The following is an 18,115-nucleotide window of genomic DNA, read 5'->3' as shown; positions in this document are numbered from 1 at the left end:
AAGGGTGATCATCAGGCCTCTGAGCTGCAACAATATGTTGATTACGCAGGTCAGCGGCCCCCCTGTGGAGAGCCATTCTTTGCGAAGTTTTACTTGCGACAGACGAAAACGAGAAGGTGGTCATGTCAAGGAATTCGACACGAAGCCGCCCCGGTCAGGCAATTCGGGCATCCGGCGCCGCGAAAAGGCGGCGCAGCGCTGCGGGAATGTGGCGGAAATGTGTATGCGCCGCGTCGGAAAGCAGCCGGGCCTGCGGACGCGGGCCCGCGGGCACGAACCGGCCGCCGGGCTCCCGGCAGCGCGGGAGCGGACCGATGGCCGGCGGCCAGCGGCCGGTGGCGGCCTCCGGGACGCCTGCGGGCTACCGGCAGTGGGGTGGTCGGACTATCGTTAGTTAGCGAAAGCTATCGAAGTACTCTCCGACTGGCGGCCCCGGTCTGCCACTCACCTGGGGGCAGCGGTGGCGACGAAGATCCCGAACAACGGCAGGCGCCGGCCCGTCCGCGCGGTCCGCGGAGCCGTGGCGGCGGACCATCCCCGGTACAAGTGGGTCGCCCTCTCCAACACCACACTCGGCACCCTGATCGCCACCGTCAACGCCTCGATCGTCCTGATCTCCCTCCCCGCGATCTTCAACGGCATCGGCCTCGACCCGCTCCAACCCGGCAACGTCAGCTACCTGTTGTGGATGCTGATGGGCTACATGCTGGTCACCGCCGTCCTGGTGGTCACCCTCGGCAGGCTGGGCGACATCCACGGCCGGGTGCGGATCTACAACGCCGGCTTCCTGATCTTCACCCTCACCTCGGTGGCCCTCTCCCTCGACCCGCTGCACGGCGGGCCGGGAGCGCTGTGGCTGATCGGCTGGCGGGTGGTGCAGGCGATCGGCGGCTCGATGCTGATGGCCAACTCGGCCGCGATCATCACCGACGCGTTCCCGGCCCACCGGCGCGGCATGGCGCTGGGGGTGAACATCGTCGCGGGCATCGCCGGCTCCTTCATCGGCCTGGTGCTGGGCGGGCTGCTGGCCGAGTGGAACTGGCGGTCGATCTTCTGGGTCAACGTGCCGATCGGCATCCTCGGCACGGTCTGGGCCTACCGGTCGCTGCGCGAGACCGGCGTACGGCGGCCCGCCCGGATCGACTGGTGGGGCAACGTCACCTTCGCCGTCGGCCTGACCGCCCTGCTCGCCGCGATCACCTACGGCATCCAGCCCTACGGCGGCCACACCATGGGCTGGACCAGCCCCTGGGTGATGGGCGGGCTGTTCGGCGGCGTAGCGCTGCTGATCGCCTTCTGCCTGGTCGAGTCCAGGGTCGCCGAGCCGATGTTCCCGCTGGCGCTGTTCCGCGACCCGGTCTTCGCCGGCGGCAACGCGGCCACCCTGCTGGGCTCGATCGCCCGCGGCGGCCTCCAGTTCATGCTGATCATCTGGCTGCAGGGGATCTGGCTGCCGCTGCACGGCTACGACTACGCCGACACCCCACTGTGGGCGGGCATCTACCTCGTCCCGCTGACCGTCGGCTTCCTGGCCGCCGGGCCGGTCTCGGGCTACCTCTCCGACCGGGCCGGGGCCCGGCTGTTCGCCTCCGGTGGACTGGTGGTGATGGCCCTGTCCTTCGCCGGACTGCTGCTCCTGCCCACCGACTTCGGCTACCCGTGGTTCGCCGTCCTGGTGTTCCTCAACGGCTTGGGCGGCGGCCTGTTCGCGGCCCCCAACACCTCGCTGATCATGTCGAGCGTGCCGGCCGAGGCCCGCGGCGCCGCCTCCGGCATGCGGGCCACCTTCCAGAACGCCGGCATGGTGCTCTCGATCGGCGTCTTCTTCTCGCTGATGGTGGCCGGCCTGGCCGGCTCGCTGCCGCACACCCTCACCGCCGGACTGACCGCGCAGGGCGTGCCCGCCGCCGACGCGCACACCATCGCCTCGCTGCCACCGGTCGGCACGCTCTTCGCCGCGTTCCTCGGGTACAACCCGATCCAGCAGCTGCTGGGCCCGCACGTGCTCGGCATGCTACCGGCGGCCAACGCCCGGACGCTGACCGGCCGGGAGTTCTTCCCGCAACTGATCTCGGGCCCCTTCCACGACGGCCTGGTCGTGGTGTTCTGGCTGGCGATCGCCATGTCGCTGGTCGCCGCAGCGGCCTCACTGGTCCGCGAGCGGACCGGGCCGCGCCGGCCCGGCCGCACCCGGCCGGGCGCGGGCGAGCCCGCTGAACGGCCCGGTGCGGGCCGGCCCGCACCACGCGGAAAGGCCCGCAGGCCATGACCGGGCACGATGCCGTGACCGACGCCGACACCGCGACCGACACCGCGACCGACGCCGAGGCCGAGGCCGGGGCCGGTCTCTCCGCCGAGGCCGTCGTCCGGCTGCGCCTGGCGATCGGCCGGCTCAACCGGCAGATGGCCCGCGCCTCCGGCGGCCAGGACCTCACCGTCGCCCAACTCTCCGCCCTGGCCCGGGTGGAGGTGCACGGCCCGCTGCGGCTCGGCGAACTCGCCGCGCGGGAGGGGGTGGCCGTGCCGTCCGTGCTCCGCACGATCGCCCCGCTGACCGCCGACGGCCTGATCGCCAAGACCCCCGACCCGCTGGACGGCCGCTCCCAGCTGCTCGAACTCACTCCGGCCGGCCTGGCGGCGATCACCCGGATCCGCCGGGAGCGCTCCGCCCTGCTGGCCCGCCGCAGCGCGCGGCTCACCCCGCAGCAGTGCCGTCAACTGGAGGCGGCCGTACCGCTGTTGGAGCTGCTGCTGGACGATCCCGACGCGGCCTTCCCCGGCCAAGCCTGCCCCGATCCGTCCTGCCCCGACCCGGCCTGCCCTGACCCGCCCTGCCCCGACCGGCGCGACTCCGCCGGCTGAGGCAGCGCTCCTCGGGCGCCTACGCCGTCTCGCGGAGGAATCCGGTGAGCAACTCGAAGGTCTCCTCGGGCCGTTCGAGGCCGGGGAAGTGGCCGGCCCAGGGCAGTTCGAGCCGGCGGGCGCCGGGGATCCGGGTCGCCAAGGAGTCGGCGATCTGCCGGAAGTCGTCCACGTCGTGGCCGCCGGTCACGACCAGGCAGGGCGCCGTGATCCGGGAGAGGTCCGCTTCGTCGTCGGTGGGGCCGATCTCGGCGTCCGCCTGCACCTCGAAGGCGCGCCGCTGCATCCGGCGGACGAGTTCGCGGGCTTCGTCGCCCGCCTCCGGGCCGAGCCAGGTCTCGACGTTGAGCTCGACGGCGCCCTCGACGTCCCCGGTCGCGAGGAGTTCCCGCTCCCGCGCGGCGAAGGACATCAGGGCGTCGCCGGCGACGTGCTCGGCCGCCCCGGAGCAGAGCAGGGCCAGCGCGGTGACGGCCCCGGGGCGCAGCGCCGCCACGTCCATGGCGATCTTCCCCCCGTACGAGGCTCCGATCAGCGCGGTGCTCTCGACGCCCAGGTGGTCGAGGAGCGCCAGCACGTCCTGCGCGTCGCTGTACGGGGCGTCGGCCGGCGGCGTGTCGCCGAAGGCCCGGAAGTCGCCCCGGATCACCCGGTAGCCCGCGTCGACCAGCCCCTGCCACTGCGGGTCCCACATCCTCCGATCGCACACGGACGAGTGCAGCAGCACCACGGTGGGGCGGTCGCCCGGCAGGTCATGAGATACGTCATGGGAGAGGATCATCCGCGGATCGTATCGACGCCTCTGGGGGACGCCAACCGGTTTGGTGATCGGAGGGAGTAAGCGCTTTGGGCCGCTTCCGGGCTCTAGGTGGGTGAGGAGGTGCTCATGGGAGGCACGAAGACCGACCGGGACGAGGAGTTCCAGGCGTTCATCGTCGGGGCCTGGCCACGGCTGCTGCGGACGGCGTACCTGTTGGCCGGGGAGCAGTACGCGGCCGAGGACCTGGTGCAGTCCGCGGCGGAGAAGGCCTGCGCGGCCTGGGCGAAGGTGCGACGGGCCGGCGATCCGCACAGCTACGTACGGCGGATCCTGGTGAACGAACACGCCCGCCGCTGGCGCCGCCGCGCGCCGGAGCTGCTGGTGTACGCCGTGCCGGACGAGGCCGGAGCAGAGGACTGCTACGCCCGCTCCGACCAGCGCGGCGCGCTGATGACGGCGCTGGCCGCCCTGCCGGCCCGCCAGCGCGAGGCCGTGGTGCTGCGCTACTGGGAGGACCTGAGCGACAGTCAGGCCGCCGAGGCGATGGGCTGCTCGACGGGCGCCGTACGCAGCCACGCGGCCAAGGGGATCGCGAGACTGCGGGGAGCCGCAGCGCTGAAGGAAATCAAGGGCATGACGAGCATCGGAGGTGCGGTATGAGCGCGGGCGGCAACGGCGGGACGGTCGGCATGGGCGCGGCGGGCGACGACAGCGACGTGTGGGTCGGACTCGGCCTGGCGGACGTGGCGGCCGGGGCCAAGATCAGCCCGGCGCCGATGGCGGACATCATGGCGGGCGGCCGCCGGATCCGGCGCCGTCGCCGGTCAGTGGTCGGCGCGCTCGCACTGGCCTCGGTGGTGGTGCTGGGCGGCGGGACGATGGCGGGTCTGCACAGCTCCCCCGCGAGCAGCGGCGCCCAGGCGCTCGTCCCGGCGAACGGCGGTCCCGGCGGCGGCACCGGGGGCGGCCCGGCCGCCCAGCCGTCCGGCACGGCGACGGCCGAGCGGGACCCATTCACCCCGGTCCGGGTGACGCTCGCCCAGGGCAACACCCCTGACGGCAAGACGTGGAAGCTCTGGACGGCGCTCTGGCCGGTCGCCCCGAAGGAGCGGGCGTACGAGCAGGCGGTGGCCGTCTGGGAGGAGCGCCACGCCGTCGACTCCTCGCTCGACAAGCCGACGGAGGCGTACGTCCAGCAGTACTGGCAGCCCAACGAGGACGTCGTGAACGACTACGTCACCCTGGACGGGGTGCGCCAGCCGCACGACAACGCGGGCAGCTACCCGGCGCCGGGCCACCTCGACCCGCGGATGGCCGACACGTTCAGCGGCGGCCTGATGGGCGCCCGGGACAAGTCCGGCACGCCCGGTCCGCTCCCGATCAAGCTCGCCGTGATGGCCCTCGGCCCGGACGTCGGCAAGGTCCTGGTGACCTGGTCGGACGGCACGGTCATGGAGCCGTGGCTGAAGGCCGTCGGGGACTCCCCGTACCAGCGGCTGGTGGTCCCCGAGCAGCCGGGCAAGAAGGTGACGTCGTGGCAGTTCTTCGACAAGAACGGCGCCAAGCTGCCGGACGCCGGCGTGAAGATGCTGTCCGAGTAGCGGTCGGCGCGACCGGCTGAACACGACCGGCTGAACACGACCGGGCGGCCACGACCGCCCGACCAGGCCCGCGGGGCCGGCCCGCTCCCCCGGCGGGCCGGCCCCGCGTCGGTGCGCGGGGCGGTCGGCGTGCGGGACGGTCAGCGTGCGGGACGGTCAGCGTGCGGGACGGTCAGCGTGCGGGACGGTCAGCGTGCGGGGCGGTCAGCGTGCGGGGCGGTCGGTGCGCATCGCGGAAACGTGGGAGAAAGTGCTCCCCCGGTCGAGGGAGGTCATCAACGGGCCGCCCGAGCAGACTGGCGATCACAGCCGGGGAGGACTTCCCGGCCTCCCCTTGATTGCACCGGAGTTGACTCGTGCGTGAGCAGATGTGGCAGCCGCTTTCCTCCCGACCTTCCTCCTGGCGTTCGTCCCGGCTTTCCTCCGGGCTTTCCTTCCGGCGCCCGCAGGCCGGTCGGCGCGGGGTCGTCGTGGCGGCGGCGGCCGCGGTGGCCGTCGGCGTCATGACCGCGGGCACCGCCCTGGCGCCGTCCACGGCCGCCGCCGCCCCCCGCCCGGACAGCGTCCAGCAGGGGCTGAACGCGCTGGTCCGCGACGACGGCCTGCCCGCCGCGCTGGCCAGCGTCCAGAGCCGTGACGGCCGCACCCGCACCTACACCGCGGGGGTCGGCGACGTCACCACCCGCGCGAAGGTGCCGGTCGACGGCCAGGTGCGGATCGGCAGCAACACCAAGACGTTCACGGCGGTGGTCGTGCTGCAGCTGGTCGGCGAGGGGAAGATCGGCCTCGACGAGCCCGTCGAGACCTACCTCCCGGGCCTGGTCCGCGGCGACGGCATCGACGGGCGCCACATCACGGTCCGCCAGCTCCTCCAGCACACCAGCGGGCTCCCGGACTACGAGGGAGACCTCGACGAACCCTCCCTCCAGCACCGGTACTTCGAGCCGCGCGACCTGCTGGACATCGCCTTCCAGCACAAGGCCGACTTCGCCCCGGGGGCGAGCTTCAAGTACAGCAGCACCAACTACGTGCTCGCCGGCCTGGTCGTCCAGAAGGTCACCGGCCGCCCCATCGCCGAGCAGATCGACCAGCGCATCATCAAGCCCCTCGGCCTGCGGCACACCTACTACCCCGCCCAGGGCGACCGGACCATCCGCGAGGCCCACCCCCAGGGCTACCGCAAGGACGCGGCCGACGGGCACCTGATCGACTTCACCGAGATGGACCCCTCCGCGGGCGGGGCGGCGGGCCAGATGATCTCCACCAACTCCGACGTCAACCAGTTCTTCACCGCCCTCCTCGGCGGCCGCCTCCTGCAACCGGCCCAGCTCGCCCAGATGCGCACCACCGTCCCCATCGGCGACAGCGGCGCCGCCTACGGCCTGGGGCTCATCAGCCGGCCGCTGTCCTGCGGCGGCGTCTACTGGGGCCACGGCGGCGACATCCCCGGCTACGAGACCCGGGGCGGGGCGACGGACGACGGCCGCGCCGTCAACATCGCGGTGACCACCGTCCCGCCGGACGCCGCCGGCTCGGAGCACGTCGAGAACGTCGTGGACACGGCCCTGTGCCGCTGACCGAAGTCCGGTGAGGGAGTGGGAAGTCGGCGGGTCCGACTTCCCACTCCGCTTTCCACTCCGCTCAGGTTCTGCCCCGAGGTGAAACCCCTAGAGCTGGGTGACGCCGCCGTCGACGAACAGTTCCGCGCCGGTGGTGAAGGAGCTCTGGTCCCCGGCCAGGTAGAGGGCGGTGGCGGCGACCTCCTCGGGTCGGCCGATGCGGCCGAGCGGGGTCGTGGCGACGGCCTGATCGACCTGGGGGTACGCCGCCCGCAGCTCGTCGGCCCCGGGGGTCGCGACCGGGCCCGGGGTGAGGGCGTTGACCCGGATGCCCCGGCCGGCGAGTTCGGTGGCCCAGGTGCGGGCGAGGCTGCGGATCGCGGCCTTGGTGGCGGCGTAGACGCCCAGGCCCGGGACGCCGCGCAGGGCCGCGCTGGACGAGAGCAGGATCACCGAGGCGCCGGCCGACAGCAGCGGGAGCGCCTTCTGCACGGTGAAGACCGTGCCCTTGAGGTTCACGGAGGTGGTGTGGTCGTACTCCTCCTCGGTGATCTCGCCGAGCAGGCCGAAGTCCCCGAGGCCGGCGTTGGCCACGACGATGTCGAGCCGGCCGCTGCGTTCGGTGATCTCGGCGAAGAGCCGGTCGAGGTCGTCGAGCTTCGACACGTCGCCCCGGACGCCGATGCCCCGGCTGCCGACCTGCTCGACGGCGGCGGCCAGTTCGGCCTCGCGGCGACCGGTGAGGTAGACGGTCGCCCCCTCGGCCGCGAAGCGGCGGGCGATGGCCAGGCCGATGCCGGTGGAGGCGCCGGTGACGAGGGCGGTCTTGTTGTCCAGCTGTCCCATGAGATTCTCCGAATCTTGACGTAACTATTCTTGTTACATTTCTGGGCACAAAAAGCGGCGCGGGAAGCGGCACAGGAAGCACTGCCACGGCCGAGGCTAGGCGGCCTTCAGCACGTCGCGCAGCACATCCTCCAGCGTGGTCCCCGCCAACTCCCGGCGGAGGGTGACCTCGATCCCGCCGTAGACGGCCGCCATCACCGGAGCGATGCCGTGACCCACGACGCACTCGGAGTCGGGCGTGGCGGGGTGCAGGGCGAAGATCGGCCCCGGCTCCACCGCCTCGTAGACGTCGAGCAGGGTGATCGCCGACAGGTCCCGCGACAGCGTCCAGCCGGCCCCGGCACCCCTTCGCGAGTCGACCAGGCCCGCCTTGCGCAGCTGGGCCAGCAGGCGGCGGATCACCACCGGGTTGGTGTTGACGCTCGTCGCGATCTGCTCGGAGGTGGCGACTTCGTGGCCACGGCGCTGGTACAGCCCGATCCAGGTCAGGGCGTGCGCGGCGACGGTCAACCTACTGTTCGCGCTCATGCCGCCCATCACCCCTCTCCATGTCGTAACTGTAATAGTTACATCGGCCTACGACAAGCCCCGGCGGAGTCGAGCAGGAGGTACTGGCCGGGCGCGGCCCGAACGGATGCCTACCGCTGTCTCAGTTGATCCGACCCGTCCACGATGTAGGCACCGCACTTCATGTGTGCACGATCACGAGGAACTCTCTGCCCCACGCCGTCAGCTTGGCTCTGCCGGGGCCACCCGCAGGCTGGACTTACCCCGGCAAGTCCCCCCGTTCGCTGTAGCGTCCCCACGTTCGGAACGCTGCTCAACTGCCACTGTGGTCCGGTCAACTGCCACTGCGGTCCGGCGCAACCTAGCCGACCGCCCGTACCCCGGAGCGGCATGGACCAGCACCCTGGACCACCCGACACGGCCGACGCGCCGAGTGCACGCCGTTGGGCTGCGCCCCGCGTTCTGCTGTGGGCGGCGGCGATCACGTACAACGACTGGGTCCTGGAGTTCCTGCTGCCGACCGGGATCGACCCGGCCAACTCCTACGTCAGTGAGCTCTACGCCGCCGACCAGCCGTTCCGCCACTTGTTTGCCTCGATCGAGGTGGTTACGGCGACGCTGGTCACCGCTGCCGCACTGTTCGTGGCCCGACCGTCCGCCGGAAGGCCAGGCGGCTGGTGGGCCATGGCCGGCTTCGGCATGTGCTCGCTCGCCGACGTCGCGCTGCCGATGAGCTGCGCACCGTCGGTGGAACCCGACTGCGAGGCAGTCCATCCCTTGCACACCCTGACCAGCGCGCTAGTGCACCTGTTCCTCTTCCTGGCGATGGCACTGCTCATCCTCGCGGCCCGCCGCAGCGGAGACCGCGCGCCAGAACTCGCGTCGATCAGTCGCTGGGGCCCCTGGCTGCTGCCCGCCGCGATGGCCGCGGCGATCGCCACCGTCGGCCCGCTGCTCGGCCACCCCGGCGGTCAGGGCATCCCGCAGCGGATCCACCTGCTCCTGGTCGGTGTCTGGCTGGCCCTGCTCGCCCAGGCGGCGGAACAAACCCGGGGAGTGGGAAGTCGGCGGGGCCGACTTCCCACTCCTCTTGCTTTACGGGGTGGTTGGGGTGGAGGTGGCGACGGGGCGGGGGTGGCGGTTCGGGGGGTGGTGCGCGGTGAGGGGGTGGATCCAGGCGAGAAGCGCGAGGAGGAGGGCGAACGGGAGGAGGGTGCAGAGCGTCGCGCTGCCCGGGCTATGGCGGGGTTCAGGACGCATCGGGGGCGATGGGGAGGTCGAGCTCGGCCCAGACGGTCTTGGCGTTCGGGTGGCGGGGGATGGTGCCCCAGCGGTCGGCGAGGGCGTCGATGAGGGTGAGGCCGCGCCCGGACTGGGAGTTGGGGGCGAGGACGGCGGGCAGAGCCGGGAAGCGGTCGCCCCGGCAGTCCGAGATCTCGATGCGCAAGGTTGTGCCCCGGCGCACGGTGGTGGTGAGACAGAGGTGAAGCTCGAAGCCGCGCCCCGGAACGCGGCCATGGGTAGTCGCGTTAGCGGCGAGCTCCGCGACGATCAGGAGCGCCGAGTAGTACGGCTCGGTGTGGGACAAGTTCAGCCCCCAGGTGGTCAGTTGACGCCTGGTGATGCGCCGGCAGATGGCGGCGCCCTTGGGGGTGGCGGCGAGGGTGATGGTGTGACGGCGGGGGCTGTCGAGGGGGATGTCGGTCGTCATGGAAAAAATCGTGACGGCGCGGACGTACGCTGACCATGCATCCGGGGAGTACGGAGAGTGCCTGTCCGGGTGCGGACAGCTTTTGTTCGTGTGGCCGAATCACTAACGGGGTGGTCGCGATGGGCGCAGGACGCAACATCGAGTCGGACGACGTTCGCACGGAACTGCAGGAGGACCTGAGCGAGGTGTCGGACTTCTTCCGCGCCATCGGGAAGCAGATCAAGCTCCTGAGGGAGCGGGCCGGGATGACGCAGAAGGAACTCGGCGAACGCGTCGGCTACGGAGAGCACTTGATCGGCGCGGTCGAGCGCGGAAAGCGCACCCCGCAGCCGGAGTTCCTGGTGGCGGCGGACAAAGTCCTCAACGCCGGCGGCCTGTTGGCCATCACGAAGGACGACGTGATGCGGGCGCGGGCCAAGGCGCGGCTGCGGCACCCGGCCTGGTTTCGTGGCTACGCAACCCTGGAGGTCGACTCAATCGAGTCCCATGACTTCGCCACGCTCGACATCCCTGGGCTGCTCCAGACCGAAGAGCACGCCCGAGCTGTCTATGCGATGAGGCAGCCCCCCTTGTCAGAAGAGGTGATCGAGATGCGGGTCGCCGCGCGAATGGCGCGCCAGGAGGTACTGACCCGGTGGCCCCGGGGGATGTTCAGCTGGGTGATCGACGAGAGCGTGCTGCGCAGACCCCTGGGAGGGTGGGACGTGCATGCAGCCCAGCTCCGCCGACTCCTGGAGATCGGGCGGACCCGCGGCATGGTCATCCAGGTGCTGCCCCTGGACAGAGCCGAGCACGCCGGAATGGGCGGGCCGTTCATTCTGATCGCACCAAAGGGTCGGCCTCAGCACGCCTACATCGAGGTACAGACGAGCAGTAGGCTGATCGCCGACCCGGAGGAAGTCCGGATCATGAACGCGCGCTACAACATCCTCAGGGCGCAGGCCCTTGGTCCCGAGGAGTCCCTGGCCTTGATCGAGAAGATCCTGGGAGAACGATGAGCACCGAGCTGGCATGGTTCAAGAGCAGCTACAGCGGCAACGAGGGTGGAGCTTGCGTCGAGGTCGCCGAGACAACCGGCGTCATCCACGTGCGCGACTCCAAGGACAAGAGCGGCCCGCAGCTGGCCTTCGAGCCGGCCACCTGGCAGGCGTTCGTGGCATTCGCCGCGACCGCCGAGGTCTGATCAACGTCCTCCCAACGGCCCACCGCCTACCGGGCGGCGGGCCGTTGGCGTACCGTCAAGCTGACCGCGCCATCCCGGATTTAGGGGGAGCAGTGAGCAGCGAACTCGTCTGGTTCAAGAGCAGCCACAGCAGCAATGAGGGCACCGCCTGCATCGAGATCGCCTGGTTCAAGAGCAGCCACAGCAGCAACGAAGGCGGTGCTTGCGTCGAGGTCGCCTGGCACAAGAGCAGTCACAGCAGCAACGAGGGCGGCCAGTGCATCGAGGTCGCCGAGACGACCGAGGCCGTCCTCGTCCGCGACTCCAAGGACGCCTCCGGCCCCCACCACACCTTCACCCCCGCCGCCTGGCAGGCGTTCGTCGCCTTCGCCGCCACCGCCGAGGCCTGATCAGCATAGTTCCGGTCACTCCGGTCACTCCGGTCACTCCGGTTCGAAGGCTCGCAGGGTGTCCTCGCCGTCGGTCCACAAGACCCCGAGCCGCTGCCGGGCCAAGAGCCATCCGTCCCCGTCACGGCGGAACTCCCAGTCGTAGGGACCGCCCATGGAGTAGGGGGCAGAGGTCCTCCCCGGAGCGGTGACGGCGACGAACCACATGTACCCGATGCCGGTCGCCCGGTCGCCCGCCACGTCCACGTGCATGTTGAGGATGTGGTGCTGGATGCTCGTGTAGGCCGACTCGGCCTCCTCCACCTTCGCGCGGATGGCCTCCCTCCCCTGGGTTCGCTGCCAGGGCCCGAACTCCAGCACGGCGTCCTCGGCCCAACAGGCGGACCAGGTCCGCCAGTCCTTGCGGTCCAGTGCCCGCCAGCCGCGGATCATGAGGGCGTGCAGGGCGTCCCGGTCCTCCAGGTCACGTACTCTGCGCGCCAGGTCGTCGAAAGCGGGGGTGTGCAGCATTCCGGTTCCTTCCGTCACTGGGCGCTCGCCGCAGGTCGAACGACGATCTCGTTCACGTCGACGTACGGCGGCTGGGAGATTGCGTAGGCGACGGCGTCCGCGATCGCGGACGCCGGCAGGGCCACGGCGCGGTACGTCCGCATGGCCGCCCGGGCGGCCGGGTCCGCGATGCCGTCGGCGAGTTCGGACTCCGTGACACCCGGCGAGACCAGGGTGACCCGGACGTCACCGGCGGACTCCTGACGCAGGCCCTCGGAGATCGCACGGACCGCGAACTTGGTGGCGCAGTACACGGCAGCGGTGGGAGAGACCTCGTACGCGCCGACGGAGGCGATGTTCACGATGTGCCCGCCACCTTGGGCGCGCATCACGGGCAAGGCGGCGGAGATACCGTGCAGGACACCCCGCAGGTTCACGTCGATCATGCGATCCCACTCCTCCGTCCTGAGCGCCTCCAGCGGCGACAGCGGCATCACCCCGGCGTTGTTGACCATCACGTCCACGCGGCCGTACCGCTCTTCGGCCGCTGCCACGAAGTCCCGCACGTCGGCGGCCTCGGTCACGTCCAGGCGCCGGGCCGCCGCCGTGCCGCCCGCGGCGGTGATCTCCGTGACGAGTCGGTCCAGGCGATCGGTGCGCCGTGCTCCCAGGAACAGGCGGTGGCCGTCGGCGGCGAGCCGGCGGGCGGTCGCCTCGCCGATCCCACTGCTGGCACCGGTGATCGCTACGACCTTGATTGTCCGGTCCGGCATGACTGCCCCTTGTCTCTCGGTAGGGCACCGAGTCTGGGCGAGGTGTTCCGGGCGGCCCAGGCCGTGTGCTGCCTGGGTGCGGTACACCCAGGCAGCACACCGGGCCCGCGGCCTAGCCTGGGCACATGACCGACAACCAGCTGGGTGAGTTCCTGCGGGCGCGCCGTGCGGCCGTGCGGCCGGACGAGGTCGGGATGCCGAGCCATGGCGTGCGCAGGGTCGCCGGGCTGCGCCGCGAAGAAGTCGCCGTACTGGCAGGGGTGAACGCGGACTACTACACCCGGCTGGAACAGGGCCGTGAACGCCACCCGTCCGCGCAGGTGGTGGACGCGCTCAGCCGCGCGCTGCTGCTGGACACCGACGCCCAGGCGCACCTTCACCAACTGTCCGGAACCGCGCCGTCCCAGCGGCCCGTCGCCGCCACCGACCAGGTCGCCCCCGCCCTGCGCGTCCTGCTGGACGGCTACCCCGGCACTCCGGCGTTCGTCATCAACCCGATCCTGGACATCCTGGCCGCCAACGCCCTGGCCGAGGCCCTGTACTCCCCCTTCGAAGCGATGGACAACCTGGCCCGCATGCTCTTCCTCGACCCGGCAGGTCGGCCGTTCCACCCCCGATGGGAGCGGACGGCAGAGACGGTGGTCGGGCACCTGCGCCAGGCGTCCGGCGTCGACCCGGGCAGTCCGCGCCTACGGGCTCTCGTCGGCGAACTCAGCACGCGCAGCAAGGACTTCGCCCGACTGTGGAACACCCACACCGTGCGCGGCAAGACCCGCGAACACAAGCACATCCACCACCCGGACGTCGGCGGCATGACCCTCACCCACCACGCATTCGACGTGCGGGACGCCCCCGGCCAGCAGTTGATCATCTACCATGCCGAACACGGCAGCCCCAGCGCCGAGGCACTCAGCCTGCTCGGCTCCGTGCACGCCACACGCGTCGGTAGGTGATCACGCAGCAGGCGAGTCTGAGGACCGCTTCGCGCCACGGGGAGCGGTGAGCAACGAACTCGTCTGGTTCAAGAGCAGCCACAGCAGCAACGAAGGCGGCCGGTGCATCGAGGTCGCCGAGACGACCGAGGCTGTCCTCGTCCGCGATTCCAAGGACGCCTCCGGCCCCCACCACGCCTTCACCCCCGCCGCCTGGCAGGCGTTCGTGGCCTTCGCCGCCACCGTCGAGGCCTGATCGACTTCCCCCTCAACGGCTCACCGCCTAAAGAGCGGTGGGCCGTCTGCGCGCCCGGGTGAGCCGGCGGTACGCGAGATGGACCGCGAGGCCCAGCAAGGTCATGAGGACCGACGCGACCAGTGCGACCACATCGAGCACGTTCCGGCCCAGCGAGTTCCAGAATCCGATGCTCGAAGCAAGGGCGGCGGTGTCGGTGTGCCGGGGGTCGTACACCACCGTCACAGTGTCGCGGGCCTTGACGGTGTCGGTGACGTAGGCGAGTTGGGTCTCGACGGGCGCCCCCTCGGACGTCGTGAACCGCACCCGGCAGTGGGCGTTGCCCGCCGGGTTGTCCTGCGGCGCGCTAACCTCAGTGCACTCGGTGACGACCGCCGACACGTGGACGCCGCGGCTGCGGAGAGCCGACGTCACCCCCATGTCGTGCGGTATCAGGTAGACCAGGCTGAGGACGAACAGCAGGACCCCCAGGCCGATCATCGCGAGCGAACCGTTCCGCACGGTCCGGCCGTGGTCCGGCGCGTTCTCCATCGATCCCCCCGGTGTCGGCCCAACTGCCCACGTGCGCTCACGCTACCCGCACCCACCGACACCGGCTTCCGAGCAGGGAAAACCTCTGATCGAGATCCACCGAGGGCCCGGCCCCCGGTCATCCGGCGTAACACCTGGTGCACGGCTCGCCCCGGGAGCGAAGGATGGTGCGTGGACTACCCACAGGCCCACCCGCCCACGCCCGGCCAGGGCAGCGACACGGAGGAACACCTCGATGACATCCGCCCCGACCACGACACACCGTCGGCGGAGCAGGGCCGCACTGGCCGCCTGCGCGACCGCGCTCGCCGTCTCCGCCACCACCCTCGCCGCCGGGACCGCCCCCGCCCACGCCACCACGGGCGTGCGCGAGTTCACCCGGACCACCACCTTCACCGTCCCCGTCGGCGTCACCGGCCTGCTGATCGACGCCTGGGGCGCCGGTGGCGGAGGCGCCGGCGGCACCTCGACCGCGCCCGTGACCGGCGGTGGGGGCGGGGGCGGCGGCGGATACGTGCACGGCGCGATCACGGTGCTCCCCCTTGAGCAGGTCACCATCACCATCGGCACCGGCGGCGCGGGCGGTGCGGTCGGCGCCGTGGGCTCCGGCGGCACCAGCAGCACCATCGCGATCGGCTCGACGGTGCTGGCCACCGCCCAGGGCGGCGGCGGGGGCTTCACGTCGAACGGGGGCTTCCCGGGCTCGTACGCCGGCGGCGGCGCAGGGGGCGGCGGCACCGCACCCGCCGAAACCCCCTTGGGCGGCGGCGGCTTCGTACGCCCCGGCGCGGCCGGGGGCAGCACGACCAGCGCGCTCTTCCCGAACCCCGTCTCACCCGGCGGCACGGGCGGCCAGCCCGCGAACACCGGGAGCGCCAACCCGGGAGACGCCGCGACCGGCGGGCCGGGCGGCCAGTCCGGCGTCAGTGGCACCTCGCCCGGCGAGGCCGGAGCACCGGGGTACGCGCTCATCCACTGGTCGTTCTGAGCGCCCGACTTCACAAGGCCGAGCCGAGACGGCACCGAACAGGGGATCCGGTCGGTACCGCAGCAGCCCAATACCGGGAACCGTGTTTTGGCGCGTCACTACCGAACCACGGGACAAGACCGTGCTGGAGAGGAACCCGGCGCCAATGCACTCGGCGACCGTGGCCCCCACTGCGCCGACTGCGACCGTCACGCGGGCTCCCTACCACTGACGACGACGCGTCGGCGCCCCCGTGGAGAGCCGGCTGCCGGACCCCCGACCCCACCGGGCGAGCCGGGGCGGCGTTCACGCAGCCCCGGCCCACACGTGGTCCACGCCCCGTCGCGAGGCGGCCGACCGTCGGGCTACCAGCTGATGATCACGTAGCCGGGCGTCCCCTGCGTGCCCCCGGTCGCGTCGGCGCCGGCTCCGCCCGGGCTGCCGGGGGTGTTGTCGTTGACGACGACGTCGTCACCGTTGCCGCCCTTTCCTCCCCCGCCGCCCCCGCTGCCGGCTCCGCCCGCACCTCCCGTGCCGGTTCCGGCCGGCGGGGCGGGTGTGGCGGCCGAGAGCGTCGCGCCCGCACCGCCCGCACCTCCGCCGGAGGAGCCGTAGCCGCCGTTTCCGCCGTAGCCGCCCCGCCCCTGGCCTCCGTCATTGCCTGCGCTACCGGAGTAGCCCGCCCCACCGCCCTTCCCTTGCGCACCGTCCGCGCCAATGACGGCATCGGTCGCCTTCCCCTCACACACACTGTCGGAGCCTTGACTCTGCGCTCCCCCGGCGCTGCCAGGTCCGCCCTGGCCGCCGGATCCGCCGCTTCCGGGGTAGCCGCTCGACCGCCCGGTGGTGCCTCCCCCGCCGCCACCGCCGCCGGGTCCGCCAGGTCCGCCGCCGCCGGGCCGACCGCCGGCCGCCGCGGCGAAGGGCTGCAGCACGAGTTCGCCGTCGGCATCCGGGTAGGGCAGTTCGAAGAACACGCCGCTGCTGAACCCCTCCACACCGACCCCGCCGGTGAGACCGGTGGAGCCCGACCCCCCGCTGCCGCCGTTCTCGGTGTCCGCACCGCCGCCACCCCCGCCCGAACCCGACCCCGCGGCCCCACCTCCACCACCCCGTCCGACGCGTACCGCGACGGTTCCCGGCAGCTGCCCGTACGGGGGCAGTTGCTCCAGGAGGGACGTCTGGACCCGGCAGGCGAGGTAGAAGCCGCTGCCCCCGCCGGCGCCACCACCCCCTCCGGCACCCCCGCCGCCGCCACCGCCACCACCACCGCCGTACGACCCGAGGGTGGAGTCCTCACCGCCGCCACCCCCTCCGGCACCCCCGCCCCCACCGCCTCCCCCACCGCCGCCACCACCGCCGCCCCAGGCCTGGACGAGGACCTCGGCCACCCCGGCGGGCACCGTGAAGTAGGAGGTGCCGGCCTCCGAGAACACCTGCTGCCCATGGGCGGCGGCGGCCATCACGACGGTCCGCAGGTCCACCGGAGCTACCTGCTGCGGCGCGGAGGCGGGGGCAGCACCGAGCAGGCCACCGGTCACGGGGAGCGCGAGGAGCGCGAGACGCCGCCGACGGGCGGGCCGCGAGGGTTGTACGCGAAGAGTATCCATGCGACCACCCTCCGATACCGTTCGCTTGCGTCGCAACCCGGGCGACGCCCCGCGCGGCATCCCGGACGGCAGCCACACAGCCACCGCCGAGGACCCGTCGCCCGGAAGGCGACCCGGCCCACCCCTCAGCAGCCCCGGCCGGATCTGTCAAACGACACACACCCGTTGTGAGTGGACTGGTACGTTCCGCGCATGGACTTCAACGCCATTGCCAACTCGTTCGTGTCCCACTACTACAACACCTTCGACTCCGGCATCGCGGGGCGCAGCAACCTCACCAGCCTCTACCGGCCCGAGTCGATGCTCACCTGGGAGAACGCCCAGGTCCAGGGGCAGCAGAACATCCTCGCGAAGCTGACGACGCCCGAACTGGCCACCGTCAAGCACGCGGTGTCCAGCAACGACGCGCAGCCCGCGCCGGGCGGCGGCGTACTGGTCACCGTCACGGGCGGCCTCGTCATCGACAACGCCTTCGACAAGCCGATGCAGTTCGCCGAGACGTTCAACCTGCAGCCGATCCCCGGCCAGCCCGGCGGCTTCTTCGTCTACAACCAGATCTTCCGCCTCATCTTCGCCTGAGCCGCCAAGGGCCCGGGGCTTCCCGCCGGCTTCCCGCTCGGCGAGCGGAAGCCCCGGGCCAGCGCCACGAGTTGGAGGAAGGGTGCACCTGCGCGGGCTGCGGCCGGCCGACGCCCACGCCGTCCGCCGGATCTACAGCGGCCGGTCGGTCGCCGACCTGTGGTTCGGCCAGATGACCGCCGCCCAGGCCCACGACTACGTGCGCGAAGCCCGGGAGGCCGACGCGCACCGGCCGCGCACCGCACGCGTCCTCGGCATCGACGTCCACGACGACCTGATCGGCATCGTCCGACTCCGCATCACCGGCCACACGGGCAGCCTCAGCTACATCCTGCGCGAGGACGCCTGGGGCCACGGCTACGCCACCACAGCGGTGCGCCGGTTCCTCGCCCACCACCGCACCCCGCGGGTCACCGCCGAGCACCGCGTCGGCAACCCCGCCTCGGGAAGGGTCCTGACGAAGACCGGCTTCGTCGTGACCACCGTGACCGACGAGATCGTCCGCTACGAACTGGGCTAGCGACCGCCCTGCCACCTCCGACTCCCCGGGCCCGCGCCGG

22 protein-coding genes are annotated in these 18,115 nt (G+C 71.8%); 14 read left to right on the top strand and 8 right to left on the bottom strand.

The window, feature by feature from the left end; translation table 11 throughout:
- The first annotated feature begins 520 nt into the window (after window positions 1-520).
- On the top strand, window positions 521-2,269 hold the full coding sequence (locus A6F73_RS24865) for an MFS transporter (protein ID WP_244293692.1): 1,749 nt from the start codon (window positions 521-523) through the stop codon (window positions 2,267-2,269).
- Complete coding sequence (locus A6F73_RS24860; protein ID WP_063349822.1) at window positions 2,266-2,862, top strand: MarR family transcriptional regulator; 597 nt, start codon at window positions 2,266-2,268, stop codon at window positions 2,860-2,862. The genes A6F73_RS24865 and A6F73_RS24860 overlap by 4 nt, the downstream gene beginning before the upstream one ends.
- Window positions 2,863-2,881: 19 nt before the next feature.
- Here the strand turns inward: A6F73_RS24860 and A6F73_RS24855 are convergent, their stop codons facing one another.
- Window positions 2,882-3,643 (bottom strand): alpha/beta fold hydrolase, encoded by a 762-nt coding sequence (locus tag A6F73_RS24855; RefSeq protein WP_063349821.1) that lies wholly within the window; start codon window positions 3,641-3,643, stop codon window positions 2,882-2,884.
- Between the two features lie 105 nt (window positions 3,644-3,748).
- Here A6F73_RS24855 and A6F73_RS24850 point away from each other — a divergent pair, with 105 nt between their 5' ends.
- From A6F73_RS24850 to A6F73_RS24840, 3 genes are all read left to right on the top strand, one after another.
- Window positions 3,749-4,282: a SigE family RNA polymerase sigma factor gene (locus tag A6F73_RS24850; RefSeq protein WP_063349820.1), complete on the top strand. Its 534-nt coding sequence runs from the start codon at window positions 3,749-3,751 to the stop codon at window positions 4,280-4,282.
- On the top strand, window positions 4,279-5,223 hold the full coding sequence (locus A6F73_RS24845) for a hypothetical protein (protein ID WP_063349819.1): 945 nt from the start codon (window positions 4,279-4,281) through the stop codon (window positions 5,221-5,223). The genes A6F73_RS24850 and A6F73_RS24845 overlap by 4 nt, the downstream gene beginning before the upstream one ends.
- Before the next feature lie 503 nt (window positions 5,224-5,726).
- Window positions 5,727-6,800 (top strand): serine hydrolase domain-containing protein, encoded by a 1,074-nt coding sequence (locus A6F73_RS24840; protein ID WP_063351497.1) that lies wholly within the window; start codon window positions 5,727-5,729, stop codon window positions 6,798-6,800.
- 90 nt (window positions 6,801-6,890) lie between these two features.
- Here the strand turns inward: A6F73_RS24840 and A6F73_RS24835 are convergent, their stop codons facing one another.
- Both A6F73_RS24835 and A6F73_RS24830 read right to left on the bottom strand, forming a co-directional pair.
- Window positions 6,891-7,628, bottom strand: coding sequence for an SDR family oxidoreductase (locus A6F73_RS24835; protein WP_063349818.1), 738 nt, complete (start codon window positions 7,626-7,628; stop codon window positions 6,891-6,893).
- 96 nt (window positions 7,629-7,724) lie between these two features.
- Window positions 7,725-8,156 carry an Rrf2 family transcriptional regulator gene (locus A6F73_RS24830; protein WP_063351496.1) on the bottom strand — a complete coding sequence of 144 codons (432 nt, stop codon included), beginning with the start codon at window positions 8,154-8,156 and terminating at the stop codon, window positions 7,725-7,727.
- A 162-nt stretch (window positions 8,157-8,318) separates the two neighbouring features.
- On the opposite strand from A6F73_RS24830, the gene A6F73_RS39550 reads away from it, so the two are divergent.
- Complete coding sequence (locus tag A6F73_RS39550) at window positions 8,319-9,488, top strand: DUF998 domain-containing protein (protein WP_347878551.1); 1,170 nt, start codon at window positions 8,319-8,321, stop codon at window positions 9,486-9,488.
- Here the strand turns inward: A6F73_RS39550 and A6F73_RS24820 are convergent.
- Complete coding sequence (locus A6F73_RS24820; protein ID WP_063349816.1) at window positions 9,385-9,846, bottom strand: ATP-binding protein; 462 nt, start codon at window positions 9,844-9,846, stop codon at window positions 9,385-9,387. The two genes, A6F73_RS39550 and A6F73_RS24820, sit on opposite strands and share 104 nt — an antisense overlap.
- Window positions 9,847-9,965: 119 nt before the next feature.
- Between A6F73_RS24820 and A6F73_RS24815 the strand changes: the two genes are divergently transcribed.
- The 3 genes from A6F73_RS24815 to A6F73_RS24805 all read left to right on the top strand — a co-directional run bounded on the left by A6F73_RS24815 (window position 9,966) and on the right by A6F73_RS24805 (window position 11,418).
- Entirely contained in the window at window positions 9,966-10,844 is an 879-nt protein-coding gene (locus A6F73_RS24815) for a helix-turn-helix transcriptional regulator (RefSeq protein WP_079136348.1), read from the top strand.
- A complete protein-coding gene (locus tag A6F73_RS24810) occupies window positions 10,841-11,029 on the top strand; it encodes a DUF397 domain-containing protein (protein ID WP_063349815.1) in 189 nt (62 codons plus the stop codon). Before A6F73_RS24815 ends, A6F73_RS24810 begins: the two co-directional genes overlap by 4 nt.
- A 92-nt stretch (window positions 11,030-11,121) precedes the next feature.
- Window positions 11,122-11,418 (top strand): DUF397 domain-containing protein, encoded by a 297-nt coding sequence (locus tag A6F73_RS24805; protein ID WP_063349814.1) that lies wholly within the window; start codon window positions 11,122-11,124, stop codon window positions 11,416-11,418.
- 33 nt (window positions 11,419-11,451) lie between these two features.
- Here the strand turns inward: A6F73_RS24805 and A6F73_RS24800 are convergent, their stop codons facing one another.
- Window positions 11,452-11,928 carry a nuclear transport factor 2 family protein gene (locus A6F73_RS24800; protein ID WP_063349813.1) on the bottom strand — a complete coding sequence of 159 codons (477 nt, stop codon included), beginning with the start codon at window positions 11,926-11,928 and terminating at the stop codon, window positions 11,452-11,454.
- 14 nt (window positions 11,929-11,942) lie between these two features.
- The gene (locus tag A6F73_RS24795) at window positions 11,943-12,680 is read right to left on the bottom strand and encodes an SDR family oxidoreductase (RefSeq protein ID WP_063349812.1); all 738 of its coding nucleotides are present in this window, start codon (window positions 12,678-12,680) and stop codon (window positions 11,943-11,945) included.
- A 125-nt stretch (window positions 12,681-12,805) separates the two neighbouring features.
- Between A6F73_RS24795 and A6F73_RS24790 the strand changes: the two genes are divergently transcribed.
- Window positions 12,806-13,633 carry a helix-turn-helix transcriptional regulator gene (locus tag A6F73_RS24790; protein WP_063349811.1) on the top strand — a complete coding sequence of 276 codons (828 nt, stop codon included), beginning with the start codon at window positions 12,806-12,808 and terminating at the stop codon, window positions 13,631-13,633.
- 46 nt (window positions 13,634-13,679) lie between these two features.
- Complete coding sequence (locus A6F73_RS43350) at window positions 13,680-13,868, top strand: DUF397 domain-containing protein (protein ID WP_063349810.1); 189 nt, start codon at window positions 13,680-13,682, stop codon at window positions 13,866-13,868.
- A 27-nt stretch (window positions 13,869-13,895) separates the two neighbouring features.
- On the opposite strand, the gene A6F73_RS24780 is transcribed toward A6F73_RS43350, so the two are convergent.
- The gene (locus A6F73_RS24780; protein ID WP_063349809.1) at window positions 13,896-14,399 is read right to left on the bottom strand and encodes a DUF3592 domain-containing protein; all 504 of its coding nucleotides are present in this window, start codon (window positions 14,397-14,399) and stop codon (window positions 13,896-13,898) included.
- A gap of 235 nt (window positions 14,400-14,634) precedes the next feature.
- Here A6F73_RS24780 and A6F73_RS24775 point away from each other — a divergent pair, with 235 nt between their 5' ends.
- Complete coding sequence (locus tag A6F73_RS24775) at window positions 14,635-15,387, top strand: glycine-rich domain-containing protein (protein ID WP_063349808.1); 753 nt, start codon at window positions 14,635-14,637, stop codon at window positions 15,385-15,387.
- Window positions 15,388-15,731: 344 nt separating this feature from the next.
- Here A6F73_RS24775 and A6F73_RS42565 read toward each other — a convergent pair whose 3' ends face one another.
- Window positions 15,732-16,976, bottom strand: a complete 1,245-nt coding sequence (locus tag A6F73_RS42565; RefSeq protein WP_208869114.1) for a hypothetical protein — start codon at window positions 16,974-16,976, stop codon at window positions 15,732-15,734.
- A 192-nt stretch (window positions 16,977-17,168) separates the two neighbouring features.
- Between A6F73_RS42565 and A6F73_RS24765 the strand changes: the two genes are divergently transcribed.
- Both A6F73_RS24765 and A6F73_RS24760 read left to right on the top strand, forming a co-directional pair.
- Window positions 17,169-17,555: a nuclear transport factor 2 family protein gene (locus A6F73_RS24765; RefSeq protein WP_063349806.1), complete on the top strand. Its 387-nt coding sequence runs from the start codon at window positions 17,169-17,171 to the stop codon at window positions 17,553-17,555.
- A gap of 82 nt (window positions 17,556-17,637) precedes the next feature.
- On the top strand, window positions 17,638-18,075 hold the full coding sequence (locus tag A6F73_RS24760) for a GNAT family N-acetyltransferase (RefSeq protein WP_063349805.1): 438 nt from the start codon (window positions 17,638-17,640) through the stop codon (window positions 18,073-18,075).
- Window positions 18,076-18,115: the final 40 nt, after the last annotated feature.

Source organism: Streptomyces sp. MJM8645 (genome assembly GCF_001625365.1).
Classification (GTDB): domain Bacteria; phylum Actinomycetota; class Actinomycetes; order Streptomycetales; family Streptomycetaceae; genus Kitasatospora.
The sequence above is the reverse complement of the archived record's forward strand: the minus strand, read 5'-3'. Positions and strand labels throughout refer to the sequence as shown.